Raw genomic sequence first — 18,572 nt, forward strand, 5'->3', positions numbered from 1 at the left:
GCAGCGCGGCTGTGAACCCAGACTCAACACTCATTTACACAGCAATGGCAGAGTTTGCTGGCGCAACTACCCTCATTTGCAAGATAATCCCGCGCCTTACAATTGGCGTCATAGCTTTGACGTCCTGGTGATAACCGGTTTTCGCAGCCCCCATCGGGGCCTGTAGCTGATAGTTCCCCACCCCAACACCGCCGTTTCAGGAGGCCAGGATGCACATTGACGGAAAGGTGGTGCCAATCAACAAGGCGCACGCCACGCCATCGCCGCTTGCGCGCCTGCCGGTGGTGTTGCTGCAGGTTCGCGACAAGGCTGCTCAACAGTTGCAGCAAGGTCTGCAGGAACTGTTCGATAACGCCGATGACACGCTGTTCGAAATGGCCGACAAGGCTCGCAGTAACGTTGACCATCACATCTTCTTTGAAGCGATGCGTGACTTGCGCCTCAAGCGCAAAAATTTTGAACGCGTGTTCATGGAGCAGCTGTTTGCCGCTTTCGCCAGTCTGGGCCATGCAGAGCCAGGCGAGCCGCATTTGGTGCCGGTGGTGTCGTATGAGGCGGCGCGCGGCACGTCCAGCGACGAACTGGAAAAGGCCGTTGCGCTGGAGGCCATGCTCGGCCGGGTGCGACATCGCGATGGCCTGGCGCTGGGCCAACTGACCGCGCGCCTGAGTGCATTGCTTGGCAAGCCTCTGAGCGAGCGCGACAACCCGTTGGGTCCGGCGCTGCTGTGTGAGTTCTTTCTGCGCGCGGGGCGCAGCCTGGGCGTAGAGATTCGCGTCAAGCTGATCATGCTCAAACTGTTTGAAAAGTACGTGCTCAGTGACGCCGACCAATTGTTCGGCGAAGCCAATCAGTTGCTGGTCGCCACCGGGGTTTTGCCCGAACTCAAGGCGGTACCCTCGCGTCGGCCTGGCGGGCGTGCCGCCCGTGACCAGCAGCGTGAAGGCAACCCGCCAACCATCGACCCGCCCCAGGATGAGAACGGCCAGCAAGCCTTCGCCGCCCTGCAGGTTTTGTTGGCGGCGGTGCGTGGCAGCGTGGCGCCTACCCTGGAAGCCTGCGCCGAACCGCAACCCATTGCCTCGCGCGACCTGCTGCGCCTGCTCTCGCACTTGCAACAATATGTGCCAGAACCTGAGGCCGAAGACGATTTCGACCTGCGTAACCAGCTTGAACAACTGTTGACCCGCGTCAGCGTCAAGAGTGGCAAGTCGCGTGTGGTGGAAGGCGCCGATGAAGATGTGATCAATCTGGTCGCCTTGCTGTTCGAGTTCATCCTCAACGATCGCACCGTGCCTGATGCGTTCAAGGGCTTGATCGCGCGCTTGCAGATTCCGATGTTGAAAGTGGCGGTGCTGGACAAGAGCCTCTTCAGCCGCGCCAGCCACCCGGCACGTCGACTGCTTAATGAAATCGCCTCGGCTGCCATGGGCTGGAGCCCGCACGATGACTATCAGCGCGACAGCCTGTACCTGCATATTGAGCAAGTGGTGCAGTGTTTGTTGAATGACTTCGTCGAAGACCTGACGATTTTTTCCCAACTGCTGGCGCAGTTCACTGCGTTCACCTCGGATGAACAACGCCGTAGCGCGCTGCTTGAACAACACACCCGTGAGGCCGAAGAAGGGCGCATACGCACGCAAGCCGCACGTGAACGTGTGGCCGATCTGCTCAATCGGCGCTTGCTCGGCAAGGTCTTGCCGCAATCGGTGGTGCGCTTTCTGCAACAGGCGTGGAGCCAGGTGCTGTTGTTGGCCAGCCTCAAGCACGGCGAACAATCGGTGCAGTGGCAGGCGGGCGTGCGCACCATGGACGAGTTGATCTGGAGTGTGGGTCTGCAGACAGACACCGAGGCCGGCCGGCACCTGCTGGAGCAACTGCCCGGGCTGCTCACGGCGTTGCGCAACGGCTTGACCAGCGCGGCGTTCGACCCTTTCAGCACCCGTGAGTTTTTTGTTCAGTTGCAAGCCATGCATGTTCAGTCTGCCGAAGGCGAATGCATCGACGCGCTGATCAAAGTGCGTGAGCCGTTTTCGTTCAGTGTCGGGTTGCCTGATTCACTGCAACCCTTGCCGAGCGATGACCCGGACCTGCTCAAGGCTCACCAGCTGCGCGTTGGTGGCTGGTTTGAGTTCCAGCAGGACGAAACCACAGCGTTGCGCTGCAAGTTGACGGCGATCATGGCGCCGGCCAACAGCTACATTTTTGTCAGCCGCACCGGGCTCAAAGTCCTGGAGAAAAGTGCCGACCAGTTGGCCATGGCGTTCAAGCGCGGAGCCCTGCGTACCCTGGACGACGGGCTGCTGTTCGACCGCGCGTTGGCGTGTGTGGTGGGCAACCTGCGTCAACTCAATCGCGGCAAGTGATCGCAACCGCAGGCCTGAACGCGGCATACTGGTAACACCTCGTCTCAATCAAGGAACCCGTATGCAGTTGGACCCCACCAGCGGTTGGTGCCAGGGCATTCGCCATTGCCCTTCGCCCAACTTCAACGAGCGCCCCGCCGGCGAGATCTCACTGTTGGTGCTGCATAACATCAGCCTGCCACCGGCACAGTTTGCCACTGGCAAGGTGCATGAGTTTTTCCAGAATCGCCTGGATGTCACGCAACATCCTTACTTTGAAGGCATTGCCGACCTACGGGTGTCTGCGCATTTTCTGATTGAGCGCGACGGCAGCGTGACGCAATTTGTGTCGTGCCTGGACCGCGCCTGGCATGCCGGGATATCGAGCTTCGAGGGGCGCGAGGTGTGTAATGACTTTTCCCTGGGAATCGAGCTGGAAGGGACGGACGAGCTACCGTTTACCGAGGCTCAGTATGTTTCGCTGATTGACCTCACACGACAGCTGCTGGCGGCTTATCCAGACATCACCCGGCAGCGTATTTGTGGTCACAGTGATATCGCACCGGGTCGCAAGACCGACCCGGGCCCGGCTTTTGATTGGACGCGCTTTCGCAGCGCCCTGCAGGATGGAGGACACGCACGATGAGTTTCCTGGTGTTGGTGTTGGCGGTCTGGATCGAGAAGTTCTCGGCCTTGCGTCAGCGGTTACAACGCGACGGTGGATGGTTGCGTGAGCTGGCCAAGCTGGAATCCAGCCCGCGTATGGGGAAGCGGCCCTGGCTGATTCTTGTCCTGCTGGTGTTACTGCCGGTGGCCTTGCTGGCGTTGTTGCTGTTGGTGCTGGAACCCGTGGCTTATGGCCTGCTGGCGCTGCCGGTGCATCTGCTGGTGGTGATTTACAGCCTCGGGCGCGGCGATCTGCTGGCTGGGCTTGGGCCATTTCGCGATGCATGGCGACGCGGTGACCTGCAGGCCGCCGAGCATGTGGCCGAACGAGACCTGAAGGTGGTGGCTGACAATGGCGAGCAACTGCTGGAGCGCCTTCAAGGCCATTTGCTATGGCAGGCCTATCAAAGCTTTTTTGCAGTGATCTTCTGGTACTTCCTGTTGGGGCCGGTGGCGGCGTTGGCGTATCGCCTATTGGCATTGGCCAGCGAATACAGCCAGAACCCGCAGGTCGCCGAGCGTGCCGGGCAATTGCGTCACGCGTTTGACTGGGTGCCGGTGCGCCTTCTGGCGGCAAGTTTTGCCCTGGTGGGTAACTTTGTCGCGGTTGGGCGCGTGATGTTGCATGAGTTGTTGAGCTGGGACATCAGCGCTGCACAACTGGTAGAAAAAGTCGGCCTGGCGGCGGCTGAAATCCCACCGCCCGTGGTGGGGCCTGAGGGTATCAACAGCCTGGATCGGCTGTGGGAACTGCTGCTGCGCGCGGCGGTGCTGTGGTATGCCGGGTTTGCGATCTGGACCGTACTGCCGTAGCTGGCCAGACGACCGGGTTTTTGTGGCGAGGGACTTTGCTGCCACGCCACAAAAAACCGCTTACCACAGCTCGTTAACCTTACGTTACAAAACTCCCTTTCAAATTGAGCTATACAGACAGAGCGCCAAATAGTGGCTATCTGCCGGTGCGCCCCTGCGCCTCAATAAAAATAATAGAAAGGGAGTTCACCTGTGAAGAGCTTGCTCTATCCCGCCGTCGCGCTGATGAACCGCTTGAGTTTCGGCATGAAATTCAGCCTGATCAGCGTGCTGTTCCTGCTGCCGATGCTGGCCACCAACTATTTCCTGGTGCGTGATTCCTGGTCGCAATGGCAGGGCACTCGCATCGAACTGCAAAGCCTCGATCTGCTCGGCCGCAGCCTGGCGCTGCGCCGTGACCTGGAAACCCTCAATAACCAGGTGCAGATCAACGCGGTGCTGGGGCAGTCCGGCAAGGCCGGTGATCTGGAGGGCAAGATCAGTGCGTTGGAACAGAGCGTGTTGAGCCGCCTGCAAGGCCTCAACGCGATGACCGGCGACCCTGAGCACACGCGTGTTTTTGATGGCAAGCGCGACGAGATGATCGCCGCATTCAACGCTCAGCAACAGGAAACCTCGCTGCTGAGCAAAAGCGCGCTGATTGGCAAATTGCTCAACAAGGCCCAGATGCTCAGCCAGATCATCGCCAGCCAGTCCGGCTTGAGCCGTGACCCTCAGGGCGATTTGCGCCAACTCAGCGACCTGGTCACCAGCGTGACCCCGCAAGTCACCCAAACCCTGGGTGAAGGGCGGGCCATGGGCGCGTACTCCTTGGGCCAGGGGTTTCTGAATTCATCATCCAGTACGCGCTTTGATGAACTGCTGCGACACTGGAAAAACTCCAGGCCGAGTACGCCCTGAAGTTGCAGGACGCACTGGGCGCCAGCACCGCCGCGCATACGGCGCTCGACCCTCTGGCGACGGCCAGCAGCGCGAGTCTCAAGCACGGCAGCGAGTTGTTTGAAGAGCAGGTGGTGATGGCCGAAACCCTCGATGCGCCGTGGCAGGGTTTTTATCAAAGCGTCAGCCAGTTGATGGCTCAAACCTACCAACTCAATGAAGCGACCCTGACGTTTCTCGAACGGCAACTTGAGCAGCGTCTGGCTCAAAAACGCACGCACATGGTGGTGCTGATCTCGGCGCTGGTGGCGGTGTTTGTGCTGATCTTTTATTTGTATGCCGGTTTCTATGCGTCGACCCGCACCACGTTGCGTCGCCTGGGGGCGATGATGGACAAGGTCGCGGGCGGCGACATGACCGTCAGCTTTGTTGCCCACAGCCGCGACGAACTCGGGGAGTTGGGCCAGGTATTCAACGGCACGGTGGCCAGGATTCATGACTTGATCGAGCGCGTCGGTCACACCGTCAGCCAGGTCGAGTTGCAAGCCGGTCAAGTGCAAGCCGTGTCGGCCCACAGCAACCAGGCGGTTTCCGGGCAGCGCAGCCAGATCGAGCAGGTGGCGACGGCCATGAACCAGATGTCGTCCACCGCCCAGGAAGTGGCGCGCAGTGCGGCGGCGGCGGTCAGCAGTGCCCACAGCGTCAACGACGAAACCGTCAGCGGCCGGGGCCTGGTGCAATCCCAGCAGGGCAGCATCGCGAGCCTGGCGTCAGAGATAGAGGCGTCAGTGCAGGTCATCAACCAATTGGCCACCGACAGCCAGTCGATCAGTGGCGTGCTCGAGGTGATCAAGAGCATCGCCGAACAAACCAACCTGCTGGCGCTGAATGCCGCGATTGAGGCGGCGCGCGCCGGCGAGCAGGGCCGCGGTTTTGCCGTGGTGGCCGACGAGGTGCGCACCCTGGCCCGACGCACCCAGCAGTCCACTGAAGAAATCGAACAGATGATCAGCCGACTGCACAGCGGTGTCGGCGCGGCCGTCAAGGCCATGGGCACTAGCCATGCCATGGCCAATGGCACCGTGGGGCAGTCGGAAAAGGTCCAGCAAGCCCTGGAAAATATCCTGGGCGCCGTCGGTATGATCGTCGATCAGAACCAGCAGATTGCCGCGGCCGTGGAGCAGCAAACCGCCGTTGCCCACGATATCGACCAGAACATCGTTGCCATCAATCGTGCGGGCGAGCATGCCGCCGAGGGCGCGCATCAGACCGAAACGGCCAGTCGGCTGCTGTCGGTGCAAGTCGTCGAATTGAAGCAATTGATCGGCGCGTTTCGTGTGTAGGGCAGGCGCGTAGGACTTGGTCTTTGGAGGCCGTGGTGCCCGTCCTGATTTCTGTGTGTGCCTTTTTTGAATGCCTGAATGGGTGAGAATTTGTTTCAACCCGTCACGGTTCAAGGGAGGCACAGCGATGGCCACTGCCATGGGGATCAAAGGGCATTGCGCCCATTGCGACATCACGTTTGAACTCAAGCCCTGGCAAGTGAATGCGATTGCCATCCACGAGCCCTTCGAATGCCCCTATTGCCAACGCACCCTGCAGTTGATATGCCCCAGGCAGTTGCGCCAGTTCAAGGCGCTGGACCACTGGGCCATGGTGGCCCCGAGCATGGTGGTATTGACCTGCTCGGTGCTGATTGTGGCGCTGGTGGCTGAGTGGGTCGGGTTGCTCAGCGTTGTCGGGCAGCTCAACGTTTCGCTGGTGGCGGTGCTGATGCACTTTCTCGTGTTGCGTTACGCCCGCCATCGGCAACGGCTGACATTGAACTTACAGGCGGTCAAACCGCTACCAGTTGAACAGCTCGCGCGCATTGCGTGTGCTCGTCTCGGCCAGCAGTAATGGGCTGATCGCCATGCGTTCGGCCAAGTCGGCGCAGATGTCCGGCAGGTGTTGCGGGCTGTTGCGCTGGCCTGGGTACATGGCGGGCGCCATGTCGGGCGAGTCGGTTTCCAGCACCACCGCGTCTAGGGGCAATCGCGCGAGTACTTTGTGCATGCGCAGCGCCTGCGGCCACGTGGCGGCACCGCCCAGGCCGAGTTTGAAACCCAGCTTGATGTACTCGCGGGCTTCCTCAAAACTGCCGGCAAACGCATGGATGATGCCGCCGCGTGGCAGGCGAATGCGCTTGAGGGTAGCGATCACTGCTGCATGGCTGCGGCGTACGTGCAGCAACGCCGGGAGCTGGAAGTCCACCGCCAGTTTCAGCTGCGCTTCAAACAGGCGCTGCTGGCGCTCGCGGTCCAGCTGTTGGAGAAAGTAATCCAGGCCGATTTCACCGACGGCGCACAGTTGCCGGTGGCCCTTCAAGCGCGTCAGCCAGTCGCCCAGCTCTGTCAGGTCGGCGGGGCGATGCTCATCGAGGTACACCGGGTGCAGGCCGAAGGCGGCGAACAAGCCTTCGTCTTCCTGCACCAGATCCCACAGCCGTTGCCAGTTTTGCTGATACACGCCCAACACCACCATGCGCTGCACGCCGAGTTGGCGACTGTGGGCGAGGACTTGCCGGCGATCATGGTCGAAGTCCGGGAAGTCCAGGTGGGTATGGGTGTCGATCAGCTCCACGCTCAAGTCTCGTGAATACGCTGCTTGAAGGTCCGGCCGATGGCGTGCACGCCCGGCTGGTACTGTTCTTCCTCGATGGCGGCCAACGCCAGGCGCAGGGCGGTGTCGGCAATCAGCTGATGTTGCTGGGCCATGGCGTTGACCGGCAGCGGCAGGAAGTCCAGCAACTGGGTGTCACCAAAAGTGCCCAGGCGCAGCGGCCGGGATTTGAGCGGGAAGTCCTGCAGCGCGTCGAACACACCTTGCAGCAGCACGTACGAAGTGGTCACCACCGCGTCAGGCAAATGCCCCAGTTGTTGCAGAAGTTGCTCCATCAGCTGTCGGCCGCAATCTCGGCTGAAGGCCTCGCCCTGTTCGACGATGACCTCACCCGTGAAGCCTTTCAGCGCTTCATGAAAACCGGCGGCGCGCTCCTGGCTGATGCCCAGCTCGGGACGCGCACCGATCAGCACGATCTGTTTGGGCAACGGTTGCAGCAGGCTGCTGGTCAACTGCTGGCAGGCCTGGCGGTCATCACTGACTACCGAGCAAAACTGCTCCGTTTCCATCACCCGGTCGATCGCAATCACTGGCAGCCCTTTAGCTTGCAGCTCACGGTAGCTGTCATCGCTGGCCGGCAGGCAACTGGCCACAAACAGCGCATCGCAGCGCCGCGCGCGGAACAGCTGCAGCAATTGGCGCTCGCTCTCGGCCTCATCGTCGGAGCTGGCGATCAGCAACTGATAGCCGCGCGCCCGTGCGCCTTGTTCCAATAATTTGGCGATCCGTGCGTAACTGGGGTTTTCCAGGTCCGGCAGGATAAAGCCCAAGGTGCGCGTGTGCCGACTGCGCAGCCCGGCCGCCTGAGGGTTTGGGGTAAAGCCATGGGCTTCAACCACCGCGCGCACCCGTTCGACGGTTGCGCTGCTGATGCGTTGTTGCGCGGCCTTGTCATTGATGACGTAGCTTGCGGTGGTCACGGACACACCGGCCAGACGTGCGATATCACTGAGTTTCAAACCGGGATTTCCTTGTTTTTTAGAGCTTGCCCCGACATTTTGTCCAATCGTAACCGATTACTGCACACGACTATTGGCCGAGCTCAAGCGCCGAGTGGCGCTTCAAGCTTGCATAATTAGCGCGTAATCTGCCATAAATTCTAGATTAAACGTTTCAGCCAGCGTATTTTTACGACGTTCGCTACTTAGTGGCTACTGCCAATTGACCACTCAGTCAGCTATTTTTGAACGCAGCCCCGCTGATTTATTCAAAACAATACCTAGTGCGCCCACCGCACTAACTAGGAGAACGGCATGCTTGAGCTCACTGTAGAGCAGATATCCATGGGCCAGGTGGCTGTGGATAAATCTGCTGCCTTGCACCTGCTCGCTGACAAACTGGTGGCCGACGGCCTGGTCGCCGAGGGTTACCTCAGTGGCTTGCAAGCGCGTGAAGCCCAAGGCTCGACCTTTCTCGGCCAAGGCATTGCCATCCCTCACGGCACCCCCGAAACCCGCGACCAGGTTTTTTCCACCGGCGTGCGCCTGCTGCAGTTCCCCGAAGGGGTGGACTGGGGTGATGGCCAGATCGTCTACCTGGCCATCGGCATTGCCGCCAAATCCGATGAACACTTGCGTTTGCTGCAATTGCTGACCCGCGCCCTCGGTGAAACCGATCTGGGCCAGGCGCTGCGCCGTGCCGGTTCGGCTGACGCCTTACTGAAGCTGCTGCAAGGCGCGCCGCAGGAACTGGCGCTGGACGCGCAAATGATCAGCCTTGGCGTGTCCGCCGATGACTTCGAAGAGCTTGTCTGGCGAGGCGCACGTCTGCTGCGCCAGGCTGATTGCGTGAGCAATGGTTTTGCTGCCGTGTTGCAGCAGGTCGACGCGTTGCCGCTGGGCGATGGCCTGTGGTGGTTGCACAGCGAGCAGACGGTCAAGCGTCCGGGCCTTGCGTTCGTCACGCCGGACAAACCCATGCGTTACCTCGGCCAGCCGCTCAACGGTTTGTTTTGCCTGGCCAGCCTCGGCGAAGCGCACCAGAGTTTGCTCGAACGCCTGTGTGCGTTGCTCATTGAAGGGCGCGGCCAGGAACTCGGCCGTGCCACCAGCAGCCGCGCGGTGCTCGAAGTGCTCGGCGGCGAACTGCCGCCTGACTGGCCCAGCGTGCGCGTCACCCTGGCCAACGCCCATGGCTTGCATGCGCGGCCGGCGAAGATCCTCGCGCAATTGGCGAAAGGTTTTGACGGCGATATTCGCGTGCGCCTGGTGGATGGCCCGGTGGGCGCCGTGTCGGTGAAAAGTTTGAGCAAGTTGCTGAGCCTTGGCGCCCGTCGCGGCCAGGTGCTGGAGTTTGTCGCTGAACCGACAATTGCCGGCGATGCATTGCCTGCGTTGCTCGCGGCGGTAGAAGAGGGTCTGGGCGAAGAGGTCGAGCCACTGCCGACCGTAAGTGCCCAGCCCGCCACCGTCGACAGCGAACCGGCCATCAGCGCGCCCGCAGCCGGCAGCCAGATCCAGGCCATCGCTGCCGCGCCGGGCATTGCCATCGGGCCTGCACATATCCAGATTCAGCACGTCTTCGATTACCCCCTTCGCGGCGAGTCCTCGGCCATTGAGCGCCAGCGCCTGCAGAGCGCCCTGGCCGATGTGCGCCGCGATATCCAGGGCCTGATCGAACGCAGCCAGGCCAAAGCCATCCGCGAGATCTTCATCACCCACCAGGAAATGCTCGACGACCCGGAACTGACCGACGAAGTCGACACCCGCCTCAAGCAGGGCGAGAGCGCCGAAGCGGCGTGGATGAGTGTGATCGAGGCCGCCGCCAAACAGCAGGAGTCGTTGCAGGATGCCTTGCTCGCCGAGCGTGCCGCCGACCTGCGCGACATCGGCCGTCGGGTACTGGCGCAATTGTGCGGCGTTGAAACCGCCCAGGAGCCGAGCGAACCCTACATTTTAGTGATGGACGAAGTCGGCCCCTCCGACGTCGCGCGTCTGGACCCGGCCCGTGTCGCCGGCATTCTCACCGCGCGTGGCGGCGCCACGGCGCACAGCGCCATCGTCGCGCGGGCCCTGGGCATTCCCGCCTTGGTAGGCGCGGGCGCGGCGGTGTTGCTGCTCGCGTCCGGCACGTCGTTGTTGCTCGATGGCCAGCGCGGTCGCCTGCATGTCGACCCCGATGCCACCACCTTGCAACGCGCTGGCGTTGAGCGCGACACCCGCGAGCAGCGCCTGCAAGCGGCTTCGGCGCAGCGCCACGAACCGGCGTTGACCCGTGACGGTCACGCCGTGGAAGTGTTCGCCAATATCGGCGAGAGCGCCGGTGTTGCCGGCGCGGTGGAGCAGGGCGCCGAAGGCATCGGCCTGCTGCGCACCGAGCTGATTTTCATGGCTCATCCACAAGCGCCGGATGAAGCCACTCAGGAGGCCGAATACCGCCGCGTACTCGACGGCCTGGGCGGTCGCCCGCTGGTGGTGCGCACCCTCGATGTTGGGGGTGATAAACCGCTGCCGTATTGGCCGATCGCCCAGGAAGAAAACCCCTTCCTCGGTGTGCGTGGTATTCGCCTGACCTTGCAACGCCCACAGATCATGGAAGCGCAATTGCGTGCGCTGCTGCGCTCGGCGGACAACCGACCGCTGCGCATCATGTTCCCCATGGTCGGCAGCGTCGATGAATGGCGCGCGGCCCGGGACATGACCGAGCGCCTGCGCCTGGAAATCCCGGTCGCCGACTTGCAGCTGGGCATCATGATCGAAGTGCCGTCCGCCGCCTTGCTCGCGCCGGTACTCGCCAAGGAAGTCGACTTTTTCAGCGTCGGCACCAACGACCTGACCCAGTACACGCTGGCTATCGATCGCGGCCATCCGACGCTGTCGGCCCAGGCCGACGGCCTGCACCCGGCGGTGTTGCAACTGATCGACATCACCGTGCGTGCTGCCCACGCCCATGGCAAGTGGGTCGGCGTGTGCGGCGAATTGGCGGCGGACCCGCTGGCAGTGCCGGTGCTGATCGGGCTGGGAGTGGATGAGTTGAGCGTGTCGGCCCGCAGCATTCCTGAAGTGAAGGCGCGGGTACGCGAATTCAGTCTGAGCGAGGCCCAGAGCCTGGCGCAAAAAGCCCTTGCGGTGGGTTCGCCCGCGCAAGTGCGAGCCCTAGTGGAGGCCGTGTAAATGGCAAAGATTCTGACCCTGACGCTGAACCCGGCGTTGGACCTTACCGTACGCCTGGCACGCCTGGAGCCGGGGGCGGTCAACCGCAGCGAAACCCTGCTGACCCACGCCGCCGGCAAAGGTGTGAATGTCGCCCAAGTGTTGGCGGACCTTGGTCATCACGTCACCGTCGGCGGCTTTCTCGGTGAGGACAATCCGCAAGCCTTCGAGGCGTTGATCGCTCGGCGTGGTTTTACCGACGCGTTTATTCGCGTACCGGGCGAAACCCGCAGCAACATCAAGATCGCCGAGCAGGACGGCCGGGTTACCGACGTCAATGCACCGGGACCGCAGGTCAGTGAGCAGGCCCAGCAGGCGTTACTCAATCAACTGACGCTGATTGCGCCGGGGCACGACGCGGTGGTGGTTGCCGGCAGTTTGCCGCGCGGCATCAGCGCGCAGTGGTTTCAGGGCTTGCTGGTACACCTGAAAAGCCTCGGTTTGAAAGTCGCCCTCGACACCAGCGGCGAAGCCTTGCGCGCCGGCTTGCAGGCGGGCCCGTGGCTGATCAAGCCCAACACTGAAGAGTTGGCCGAGGCCTTGGATTGCGCCACGGACTCCATCGCGCAACAGGCCCAGGCCGCCGAGCGGTTGCACGCTCAAGGCGTGGAACATGTGGTGGTGTCCCACGGTGCCGACGGCGTGAACTGGTTCAGCCCGGGCACCGCGCTGCACGCCACGCCGCCCAAGGTCAGCGTCGCCAGTACGGTGGGCGCCGGCGATTCGCTGCTGGCCGGGATGCTTCACGGTTTGCTCAGGGTTGATCTGCCGCAAACCACCTTGCGGCGCGCCACGGCAATTGCCGCGATGGCCGTCACACAGATCGGGTTTGGCATCAGCGATGACGCGCAGTTGGCGCGTCTCGAAAGCGGCGTCCATGTGCGCGCGCTGACAGAACAATAAGAGGGTTTGTGATGAAATTAGCCATTGTTACCGCCTGCCCGAACGGCATGGTCACCAGTGTGCTGTGCGCCCGCTTGTTGGACGCTGCCGCGCAGCGCCAGGGCTTGCACACCAGCGTCGAAGTGGTGGACGTGCAGCACCCGGAGCGCCAGTTGTCCCAGGCCACGCTCGATGACGCCGATTGGGTGCTGCTGGTCAGCAGCACGCCGGTGGAGATGCAGCGGTTTGTCGGCAAGCGCGTGTTCCAGAGCACGCCGGCCCAGGCGTTGGCGGATGTAGACGCAGTATTGCGCCGCGGCGCCGCAGAGGCTGAGGTCTATGTGGCGACGCAGCAGGCAGCCAGCACCGCGCCGCGTATCGTCGCGGTCACTGCCTGCCCCACCGGCGTAGCGCACACCTTTATGGCTGCCGAAGCCTTGCAGCAAACCGCCAAGCGCCTGGGCTACGACTTGCAGGTTGAGACCCAAGGCTCGGTGGGCGCGCGCACGCCTTTGAGCCCGGAGGCTATCGCCAATGCCGACGTGGTGTTGCTGGCGGCCGACATTGAAGTGGCCACCGAGCGCTTCGCCGGCAAGAAGATTTACCGCTGCGGCACCGGCATTGCCCTCAAGCAATCCGAAGCCACGCTCAACAAAGCCTTGGCCGAAGGCGCAGTGGAAAGTGCGGCCGGCAGCGCGGTGGCGAAAAAATCGGAAAAGACCGGCGTGTACAAACACCTGCTCACCGGTGTGTCGTTCATGTTGCCGATGGTGGTGGCCGGCGGGCTCCTGATCGCCTTGTCGTTTGTGTTCGGCATTCATGCCTTTGAAGAAAAAGGCACCTTGGCGGCGGCACTCAAAACCGTCGGCGATCAGGCCTTTATGCTGATGGTGCCGCTGCTGGCGGGCTATATCGCCTACTCGATTGCCGACCGCCCCGGCCTCGCGCCGGGCATGATTGGCGGCCTGCTCGCGGGCACGCTGGGCGCGGGGTTTATAGGCGGGATTTTCGCCGGTTTCCTCGCGGGTTATTGCGTCAAGTTGATCACCCGCGCGGTGAAATTGCCGCAGAGCCTGGAGGCGCTCAAGCCGATCCTGATCATTCCATTGCTGGCGAGTTTGTTCACCGGCCTTGCGATGATTTATCTGGTCGGCCCGCCAGTCGCACGGCTGCTCACCAGCCTGACCGACTTTCTCAGCACCATGGGCACCACCAATGCGGTGCTGCTGGGCATCCTCCTGGGCGGCATGATGTGCGTCGATTTGGGTGGGCCGATCAACAAGGCGGCGTATGCGTTTTCCGTCGGCTTGCTGGCCGCTTCCAGCGGCGCGCCGATGGCCGCGACCATGGCCGCAGGCATGGTGCCGCCGATTGGCATGGGCATCGCCACGTTCCTGGCGCGGCGCAAGTTCGCCCAGACCGAACGCGAAGCCGGCAAGGCCGCGATGATTCTGGGGCTGTGCTTTATTTCCGAAGGCGCGATTCCGTTTGCGGCCAAAGACCCGCTGCGCGTGATCCCGGCCAGCATCGCCGGTGGCGCCTTGACCGGCGCGCTGTCGATGTACTTCGGCTGCAAACTGGCGGCGCCTCATGGTGGCCTGTTTGTGCTGGTCATTCCGAATGCGATGAACCATGCCCTGGTGTACTTGCTGGCGATTGTTGCCGGCAGCCTGTTGACTGGGTTGGTGTATGCGCTGATCAAGCGCCCTGAGGCGGTGGAACTCACCGTAGCTGCAGGAAAGGCCTGACACCGGTCAAAGATGTGGGAGCGGGCTTGCTCGCGAAAGCAGTGTGCCGGTCAATGCAGTCGTTGGTTGACACTGCGCTTTCGCGAGCAAGCCCGCTCCCACATTTGGCGCTTCAGAGTTGCCGAGTCGGTGTCACATCCGCTTCATCCCCGCGTGCTTTAGTTGACCTTTTGATACTCAAGAGGGCACCTGCATGAGCCACTTCGATCTCGGCCGTCGCCGCGTGATGCAAGCCGTCGGCGCCGGCCTGCTGCTGCCGGGCCTGGCGCCGGCGGTGATCGCGTCGGTCAAGGACCGGCCGCAACTCACCGATGGCGTGCAGTCCGGCGACCTGCTGGGCGACCGCGCGATGATCTGGAGCCGCAGCGACCGCCCGGCCAAGATGGTGGTGGAATGGGACACCCGCAGCGTGTTCAGCAACCCGCGAAAATTCATCTCGCCACTGGCCGACAGCCGCACCGACTTTACCGCCCGCGTCGAACTCACGGGGTTACCGGTCGACCAGTCGATCTTTTACCGCGTGCATTTTGAAGACGCCCAGACCGGCGTCGCCAGCGAGCCGTGGTTCGGCCACCTGCGCAGCGTGCCGCAACAACGCCGTGACATCCGTTTTGTGTGGAGCGGCGACACCGTCGGCCAGGGCTTTGGTATCAACCCGGACATTGGCGGCATGCGCATCTACGAAGCGATGCGCCTGCGCCTGCCGGACTTCTTTATTCACAGCGGCGACACCATCTACGCCGACGGCCCGGTGCCGGCGCAGTTGAGCGTTGAAGACGGGCGCATCTGGCGCAACATCACCACCGAAGCCAAGAGCAAAGTCGCCGAAACCCTGGATGAGTACCGCGGCAATTACCGCTACAACCTGCTCGACGAAAACGTGCGCCGCTTCAACGCCGAGGTGCCGCAGATCTGGCAGTGGGACGATCACGAGGTGGTGAATAACTGGTCGCCGAGCAAGCAACTCGATGAGCGCTATCAGACCAGGGACATCAACACGTTGGTCGGCCGCGCACGTCAGGCCTGGCTGGAGTATTCACCGATGCGTCGGCAAAGCGCCGATGGCGGCGGGCGGATCTATCGCAAGCTCAGTTACGGCCCGTTGCTGGATGTGTTCGTACTGGACATGCGCAGTTACCGTGGCCCCAACGACGACAACCTGGGAGGCGAAAAACCGTTCATGGGCCGTGAGCAACTGGACTGGCTCAAGCGCGAACTCAAGGCCTCAACGGCGCAATGGAAGGTCATCGCCGCCGACATGCCCATCGGCCTTGGCGTGCCTGACGGCGAGGTCAGCCCTGGCGTGCCGCGCTGGGAAGCGATTGCCAACGGCGACCCTGGCCCGGCCCAGGGCCGTGAGCTGGAGATTGCCGAACTGTTGGGGTTTTTGCGTGCCCAGCAGGTGCGTAACCATGTGTGGCTGACGGCGGATGTGCACTACTGCGCGGCGCACCATTACCACCCCGACCGGGCGGCGTTTCAGGATTTCGAGCCGTTCTGGGAGTTTGTGGCCGGGCCTTTGAATGCAGGGAGTTTTGGGCCCAACCCGTTGGATAAAACCTTTGGCCCGCAGGTGGTGTTCGAGAAGGCGCCGCCTGCGCAGAACACCTCGCCGCTGGCCGGGTTTCAGTTTTTTGGTGAGGTGCAGATTGATGGGCAGACGGCGGAATTGACGGTGATTTTGCGCGACTTGGATGGGGTCTCCGTGTTTGAGCAAAAACTGCAGCCGGCCTGACCTGCAATGCACTTAAAAACTGTGGGAGCTGACTTGCCTGCGATTGCATCACCCTGGTGTCACTGATACACCGAGGTGCCTGCATCGCAGGCAAGCCAGCTCCCACATTTGATCCTCGGTGTTTATGAGGGCTTAGTACACATCCCGGCGATAGCGCCCTTGCTCGATCAGGCGCTCGACTGCTTCGCTGCCCAGCACCTCATGCAGCACCTGGTCCACGCCCGTTGCCATGCCCTGCAAACTGCCGCAGACATAAATGGCCGCGCCGTCTGCCAGCCATCGACGCAGCACGTCCGCCGACTCGCGCAGGCGATCCTGTACGTAGATTTTTTCTGGCTGGTCGCGTGAAAACGCCAGGTCCAGCAGGGCCAGATCGCCGCTGGCCAGCCAGCCTTGCAGCTCGTCCTGGCACAGGTAGTCGTGAGCGATATTGCGCTCGCCAAACAGCAGCCAGTTGCGCTGCTGACCAGCGGCAATGCGCGCCTTGAGCAAGCTGCGCAGGCCGGCAAGGCCGGTGCCGTTGCCCAAAAGGATCAGCGGCACTGGCGCCTCTGGCAGGTGGAAACCACTGTTGCGACGCAGGCGCAGGCTGATGCTTGAACCGAGGGCGGCGTGTTCGGTCAGCCAGCCGGAACCCAGGCCCAGGCTGCCGTCGGGGTGACGTTCCTGGCGCACGATCAACTCCAGCACGCCGTCGCTGGCAATCGAGGCGATGGAGTATTCGCGCATGCCCAGGGGCACCAGGGCGTTCACCAGTGCCTGGGCGTGCAGGCCGACCAAGTGCGCGCGGTTGTCCGGCAGTTGGCGGGTGGCCAGGGCTTGGTTGAGGGTTTGCGCAAGGCCGTCGATCAACACGCCGTCGCTGCCGGCCAGGCCCAGGCCGGCAAGAAAGTGTTCGATGGCCCACGGGCAATTGCGCGGCAGTATTTCCACCAGGTCGCCGGCCAGCCAGGTGTGTGACGAAGGCGGTGTGAGGCCGAGCAAGTAAATGTCCGAGCCGACGCTATCGCGGTTGAGCAGGGTGCGTCGGGTCAGGGTCCAGTTTTCGTACTGGGCGGTCTGCCAGGCGGATGCCGGCGCGTGCCCGGTGAGCTGGCCCAGTTGCTGTTGCCAGGTCAGCAGCGCTTCGGTATCGCCGCTGTCGACTTCCACAGGCGCGAACAACGGGTTGCCGCCTTGATGGGTCAACCAGAAATGCAGGCGCCGGGCAAAGCCGCAGAAGTGTTCGTACTGGCGGTCACCCAGGGCCAGCACCGAGTAGTTAAGGCCTTTGAGCGACAGGTCCTGGCCGAGCACGCTGCGCTCGAAACCACGGGCGCTGTCGGGCGCTTCGCCGTCGCCGAAGGTGCTGACCACAAACAGTGCATGTTCTGACTCACACAGGTCTTGCTGGCTGACACTGCCCAACGGCTGCACCTTCACCGGCAGGCCGGCGGCCTGTAATTGCCCGGCTGTCTGCCATGCAAGCTGTTCGGCAAAGCCGCTCTGGCTGGCAAAGCCGATCAGCCATGCCGGGGCGTCGCTGTGGTTGGCGCCGAGGCCTTTGCGGGCATCGCGGACCTGGCGTTTTTTGCGGCGGCGGTCGAGGTAGAGCAGCCAGCCGGTAATAAAGAACAGCGGCATGCACAGCGCACTGACGGTCAGGATGATGCGGCCTACCAGGCCGAAGTAGCTGCCGGTGTGCAGCGCGTAGACACTGGTGAGCAATTGCGACTTGAAGGTCTTGCTCGCGTAGCGGTCATGGGACTTGACCTCGCCGGTGGCCGGGTCGAGGTTGATCTGGTTCAGCGCGCGGTCGTGCGGCGATGTTTTGAGCAGGTAATACACAATGGCCGGCTGCCCGGCGACGGCCGGCATACGGATGTTGTAGGCGCTCAAGCCGGGGCCGGCGTTGGCGTAGATGCTGCTCCAGATCGCGTCGTAGTCGGCCACGGGCGCCGGGCCTTCGGGCGGCGGGCCGCGTTTGCGCATGCGTTCATTTTGCGGGGCGTCGGAGAGCAGTTTGGTTACGCCCTGGTTGTACCAGTCATACGACCAATACAGGCCGGTGAGCGCGGCCAATAGGTAAAACAGCAGGCACCAGGTGCCGAACACCGAGTGCAGGTCCCAGTTGAAACTGCGGCCCTTTTTGCGCCAGTCCAGCGTCAGCCAGGCGCGCCAGCTTGCCACCTGGCGCGGCCAGCGCAGGTACAGGCCCGACAGGCAGAAGAACACCAGGATCAGCGTGCAGGCGCCGGTGATTTGCCGGCCGGTATCGCCAGCCGCCAGGAAGCGGTGCAGCTGCAAGATGAAACCGAACACGTCCTGGCCGACGGCGTCGCCCATGTAGTTGCCGGTGTACGGGTCGAAGTAGCGCATCTGGCCACGCCGCTCGCCCGGTGGTGCGGTGAAGAACACGCGCGCGGCGTTGCCGCTGTCGCTTTCTACCCACAGCATCGACACGGTCTTGCCTTCGGTGGCCTCCAGCTTGCGCACCAGTTCGGCAGGCGGCAGCACGCCGGCTTCGCGTTTTTCGACGCTTAAGACGGTCGGATTGAGCGCGCGCAGAATTTCATCCTGAAACGAGACCGCAGCCCCGGTGATCCCCATCAATGCCAGCACCAGCCCGGCGGTAATGCCGAAGAACCAGTGCAACTGGAACAGGGTTTTCTTCAACACGTCGGACCGCCTCGCTCATCTGGATATATAAGTC

The 18,572-nt window shown here is 62.5% G+C and carries 13 protein-coding genes; 10 read left to right on the plus strand and 3 right to left on the minus strand.

Going from position 1 to position 18,572, the window contains the following annotated elements:
• Positions 1-209: 209 nt before the first annotated feature.
• The 6 genes from AACW30_RS04340 (at position 210) to AACW30_RS04360 (ending at position 6,602) form a co-directional block, all read left to right on the plus strand.
• Complete coding sequence (locus AACW30_RS04340; RefSeq protein WP_200624351.1) at positions 210-2,366, plus strand: DUF1631 domain-containing protein; 2,157 nt, start codon at positions 210-212, stop codon at positions 2,364-2,366.
• A gap of 61 nt (positions 2,367-2,427) precedes the next feature.
• Positions 2,428-2,991, plus strand: coding sequence for a 1,6-anhydro-N-acetylmuramyl-L-alanine amidase AmpD (gene ampD, locus AACW30_RS04345; protein ID WP_200624352.1), 564 nt, complete (start codon positions 2,428-2,430; stop codon positions 2,989-2,991).
• A complete protein-coding gene (ampE, locus tag AACW30_RS04350; protein ID WP_200624353.1) occupies positions 2,988-3,824 on the plus strand; it encodes a regulatory signaling modulator protein AmpE in 837 nt (278 codons plus the stop codon). The genes ampD and ampE overlap by 4 nt, the downstream gene beginning before the upstream one ends.
• Before the next feature lie 192 nt (positions 3,825-4,016).
• Positions 4,017-4,724, plus strand: coding sequence for a hypothetical protein (locus tag AACW30_RS31470; RefSeq protein ID WP_442793505.1), 708 nt, complete (start codon positions 4,017-4,019; stop codon positions 4,722-4,724).
• Positions 4,725-5,116: 392 nt separating this feature from the next.
• Positions 5,117-6,046, plus strand: a complete 930-nt coding sequence (locus AACW30_RS31475) for a methyl-accepting chemotaxis protein (protein WP_442793509.1) — start codon at positions 5,117-5,119, stop codon at positions 6,044-6,046.
• A 127-nt stretch (positions 6,047-6,173) separates the two neighbouring features.
• The gene (locus AACW30_RS04360; protein ID WP_124416411.1) at positions 6,174-6,602 is read left to right on the plus strand and encodes a hypothetical protein; all 429 of its coding nucleotides are present in this window, start codon (positions 6,174-6,176) and stop codon (positions 6,600-6,602) included.
• On the opposite strand, the gene AACW30_RS04365 is transcribed toward AACW30_RS04360, so the two are convergent.
• Positions 6,549-7,325 carry a TatD family hydrolase gene (locus tag AACW30_RS04365; protein ID WP_200624354.1) on the minus strand — a complete coding sequence of 259 codons (777 nt, stop codon included), beginning with the start codon at positions 7,323-7,325 and terminating at the stop codon, positions 6,549-6,551. The two genes, AACW30_RS04360 and AACW30_RS04365, sit on opposite strands and share 54 nt — an antisense overlap.
• Positions 7,326-7,327: 2 nt before the next feature.
• Positions 7,328-8,323 carry a catabolite repressor/activator gene (gene cra / locus AACW30_RS04370; RefSeq protein WP_200624355.1) on the minus strand — a complete coding sequence of 332 codons (996 nt, stop codon included), beginning with the start codon at positions 8,321-8,323 and terminating at the stop codon, positions 7,328-7,330.
• A 294-nt stretch (positions 8,324-8,617) separates the two neighbouring features.
• Here cra and ptsP point away from each other — a divergent pair, with 294 nt between their 5' ends.
• The 4 genes from ptsP to AACW30_RS04390 all read left to right on the plus strand — a co-directional run bounded on the left by ptsP (position 8,618) and on the right by AACW30_RS04390 (position 15,880).
• A complete protein-coding gene (gene ptsP, locus AACW30_RS04375; protein ID WP_200624356.1) occupies positions 8,618-11,476 on the plus strand; it encodes a phosphoenolpyruvate--protein phosphotransferase in 2,859 nt (952 codons plus the stop codon).
• Positions 11,477-12,418: a 1-phosphofructokinase gene (pfkB, locus tag AACW30_RS04380; protein ID WP_200624357.1), complete on the plus strand. Its 942-nt coding sequence runs from the start codon at positions 11,477-11,479 to the stop codon at positions 12,416-12,418. It abuts the gene before it with no gap.
• 11 nt (positions 12,419-12,429) lie between these two features.
• Positions 12,430-14,145 (plus strand): PTS fructose-like transporter subunit IIB, encoded by a 1,716-nt coding sequence (locus tag AACW30_RS04385; RefSeq protein ID WP_200624358.1) that lies wholly within the window; start codon positions 12,430-12,432, stop codon positions 14,143-14,145.
• Positions 14,146-14,338: 193 nt separating this feature from the next.
• The gene (locus AACW30_RS04390) at positions 14,339-15,880 is read left to right on the plus strand and encodes an alkaline phosphatase D family protein (RefSeq protein ID WP_200624359.1); all 1,542 of its coding nucleotides are present in this window, start codon (positions 14,339-14,341) and stop codon (positions 15,878-15,880) included.
• A gap of 132 nt (positions 15,881-16,012) precedes the next feature.
• On the opposite strand, the gene AACW30_RS04395 is transcribed toward AACW30_RS04390, so the two are convergent.
• Positions 16,013-18,538: a PepSY domain-containing protein gene (locus AACW30_RS04395; protein ID WP_200624360.1), complete on the minus strand. Its 2,526-nt coding sequence runs from the start codon at positions 18,536-18,538 to the stop codon at positions 16,013-16,015.
• Between the last annotated feature and the right edge of the window lie 34 nt (positions 18,539-18,572).

The sequence above is a fragment of the Pseudomonas sp. MF6747 genome, from assembly GCF_963890955.1.
GTDB lineage: Bacteria > Pseudomonadota > Gammaproteobacteria > Pseudomonadales > Pseudomonadaceae > Aquipseudomonas.

Bases quoted from the DNA above. Each gene is read 5' to 3' on its own strand.
- AACW30_RS04340 (WP_200624351.1), top strand. From the start codon at position 210: ATGCACATTGACGGAAAGGTGGTGCCAATCAACAAGGCGCACGCCACG.
- AACW30_RS04385 (WP_200624358.1), top strand. From the start codon at position 12,430: ATGAAATTAGCCATTGTTACCGCCTGCCCGAACGGCATGGTCACCAGT.
- AACW30_RS31475 (WP_442793509.1), top strand. From the start codon at position 5,117: ATGACCGTCAGCTTTGTTGCCCACAGCCGCGACGAACTCGGGGAGTTG.
- pfkB (WP_200624357.1), top strand. From the start codon at position 11,477: ATGGCAAAGATTCTGACCCTGACGCTGAACCCGGCGTTGGACCTTACC.
- ptsP (WP_200624356.1), top strand. From the start codon at position 8,618: ATGCTTGAGCTCACTGTAGAGCAGATATCCATGGGCCAGGTGGCTGTG.
- AACW30_RS04390 (WP_200624359.1), top strand. From the start codon at position 14,339: ATGAGCCACTTCGATCTCGGCCGTCGCCGCGTGATGCAAGCCGTCGGC.
- ampD (WP_200624352.1), top strand. From the start codon at position 2,428: ATGCAGTTGGACCCCACCAGCGGTTGGTGCCAGGGCATTCGCCATTGC.
- AACW30_RS04360 (WP_124416411.1), top strand. From the start codon at position 6,174: ATGGCCACTGCCATGGGGATCAAAGGGCATTGCGCCCATTGCGACATC.
- ampE (WP_200624353.1), top strand. From the start codon at position 2,988: ATGAGTTTCCTGGTGTTGGTGTTGGCGGTCTGGATCGAGAAGTTCTCG.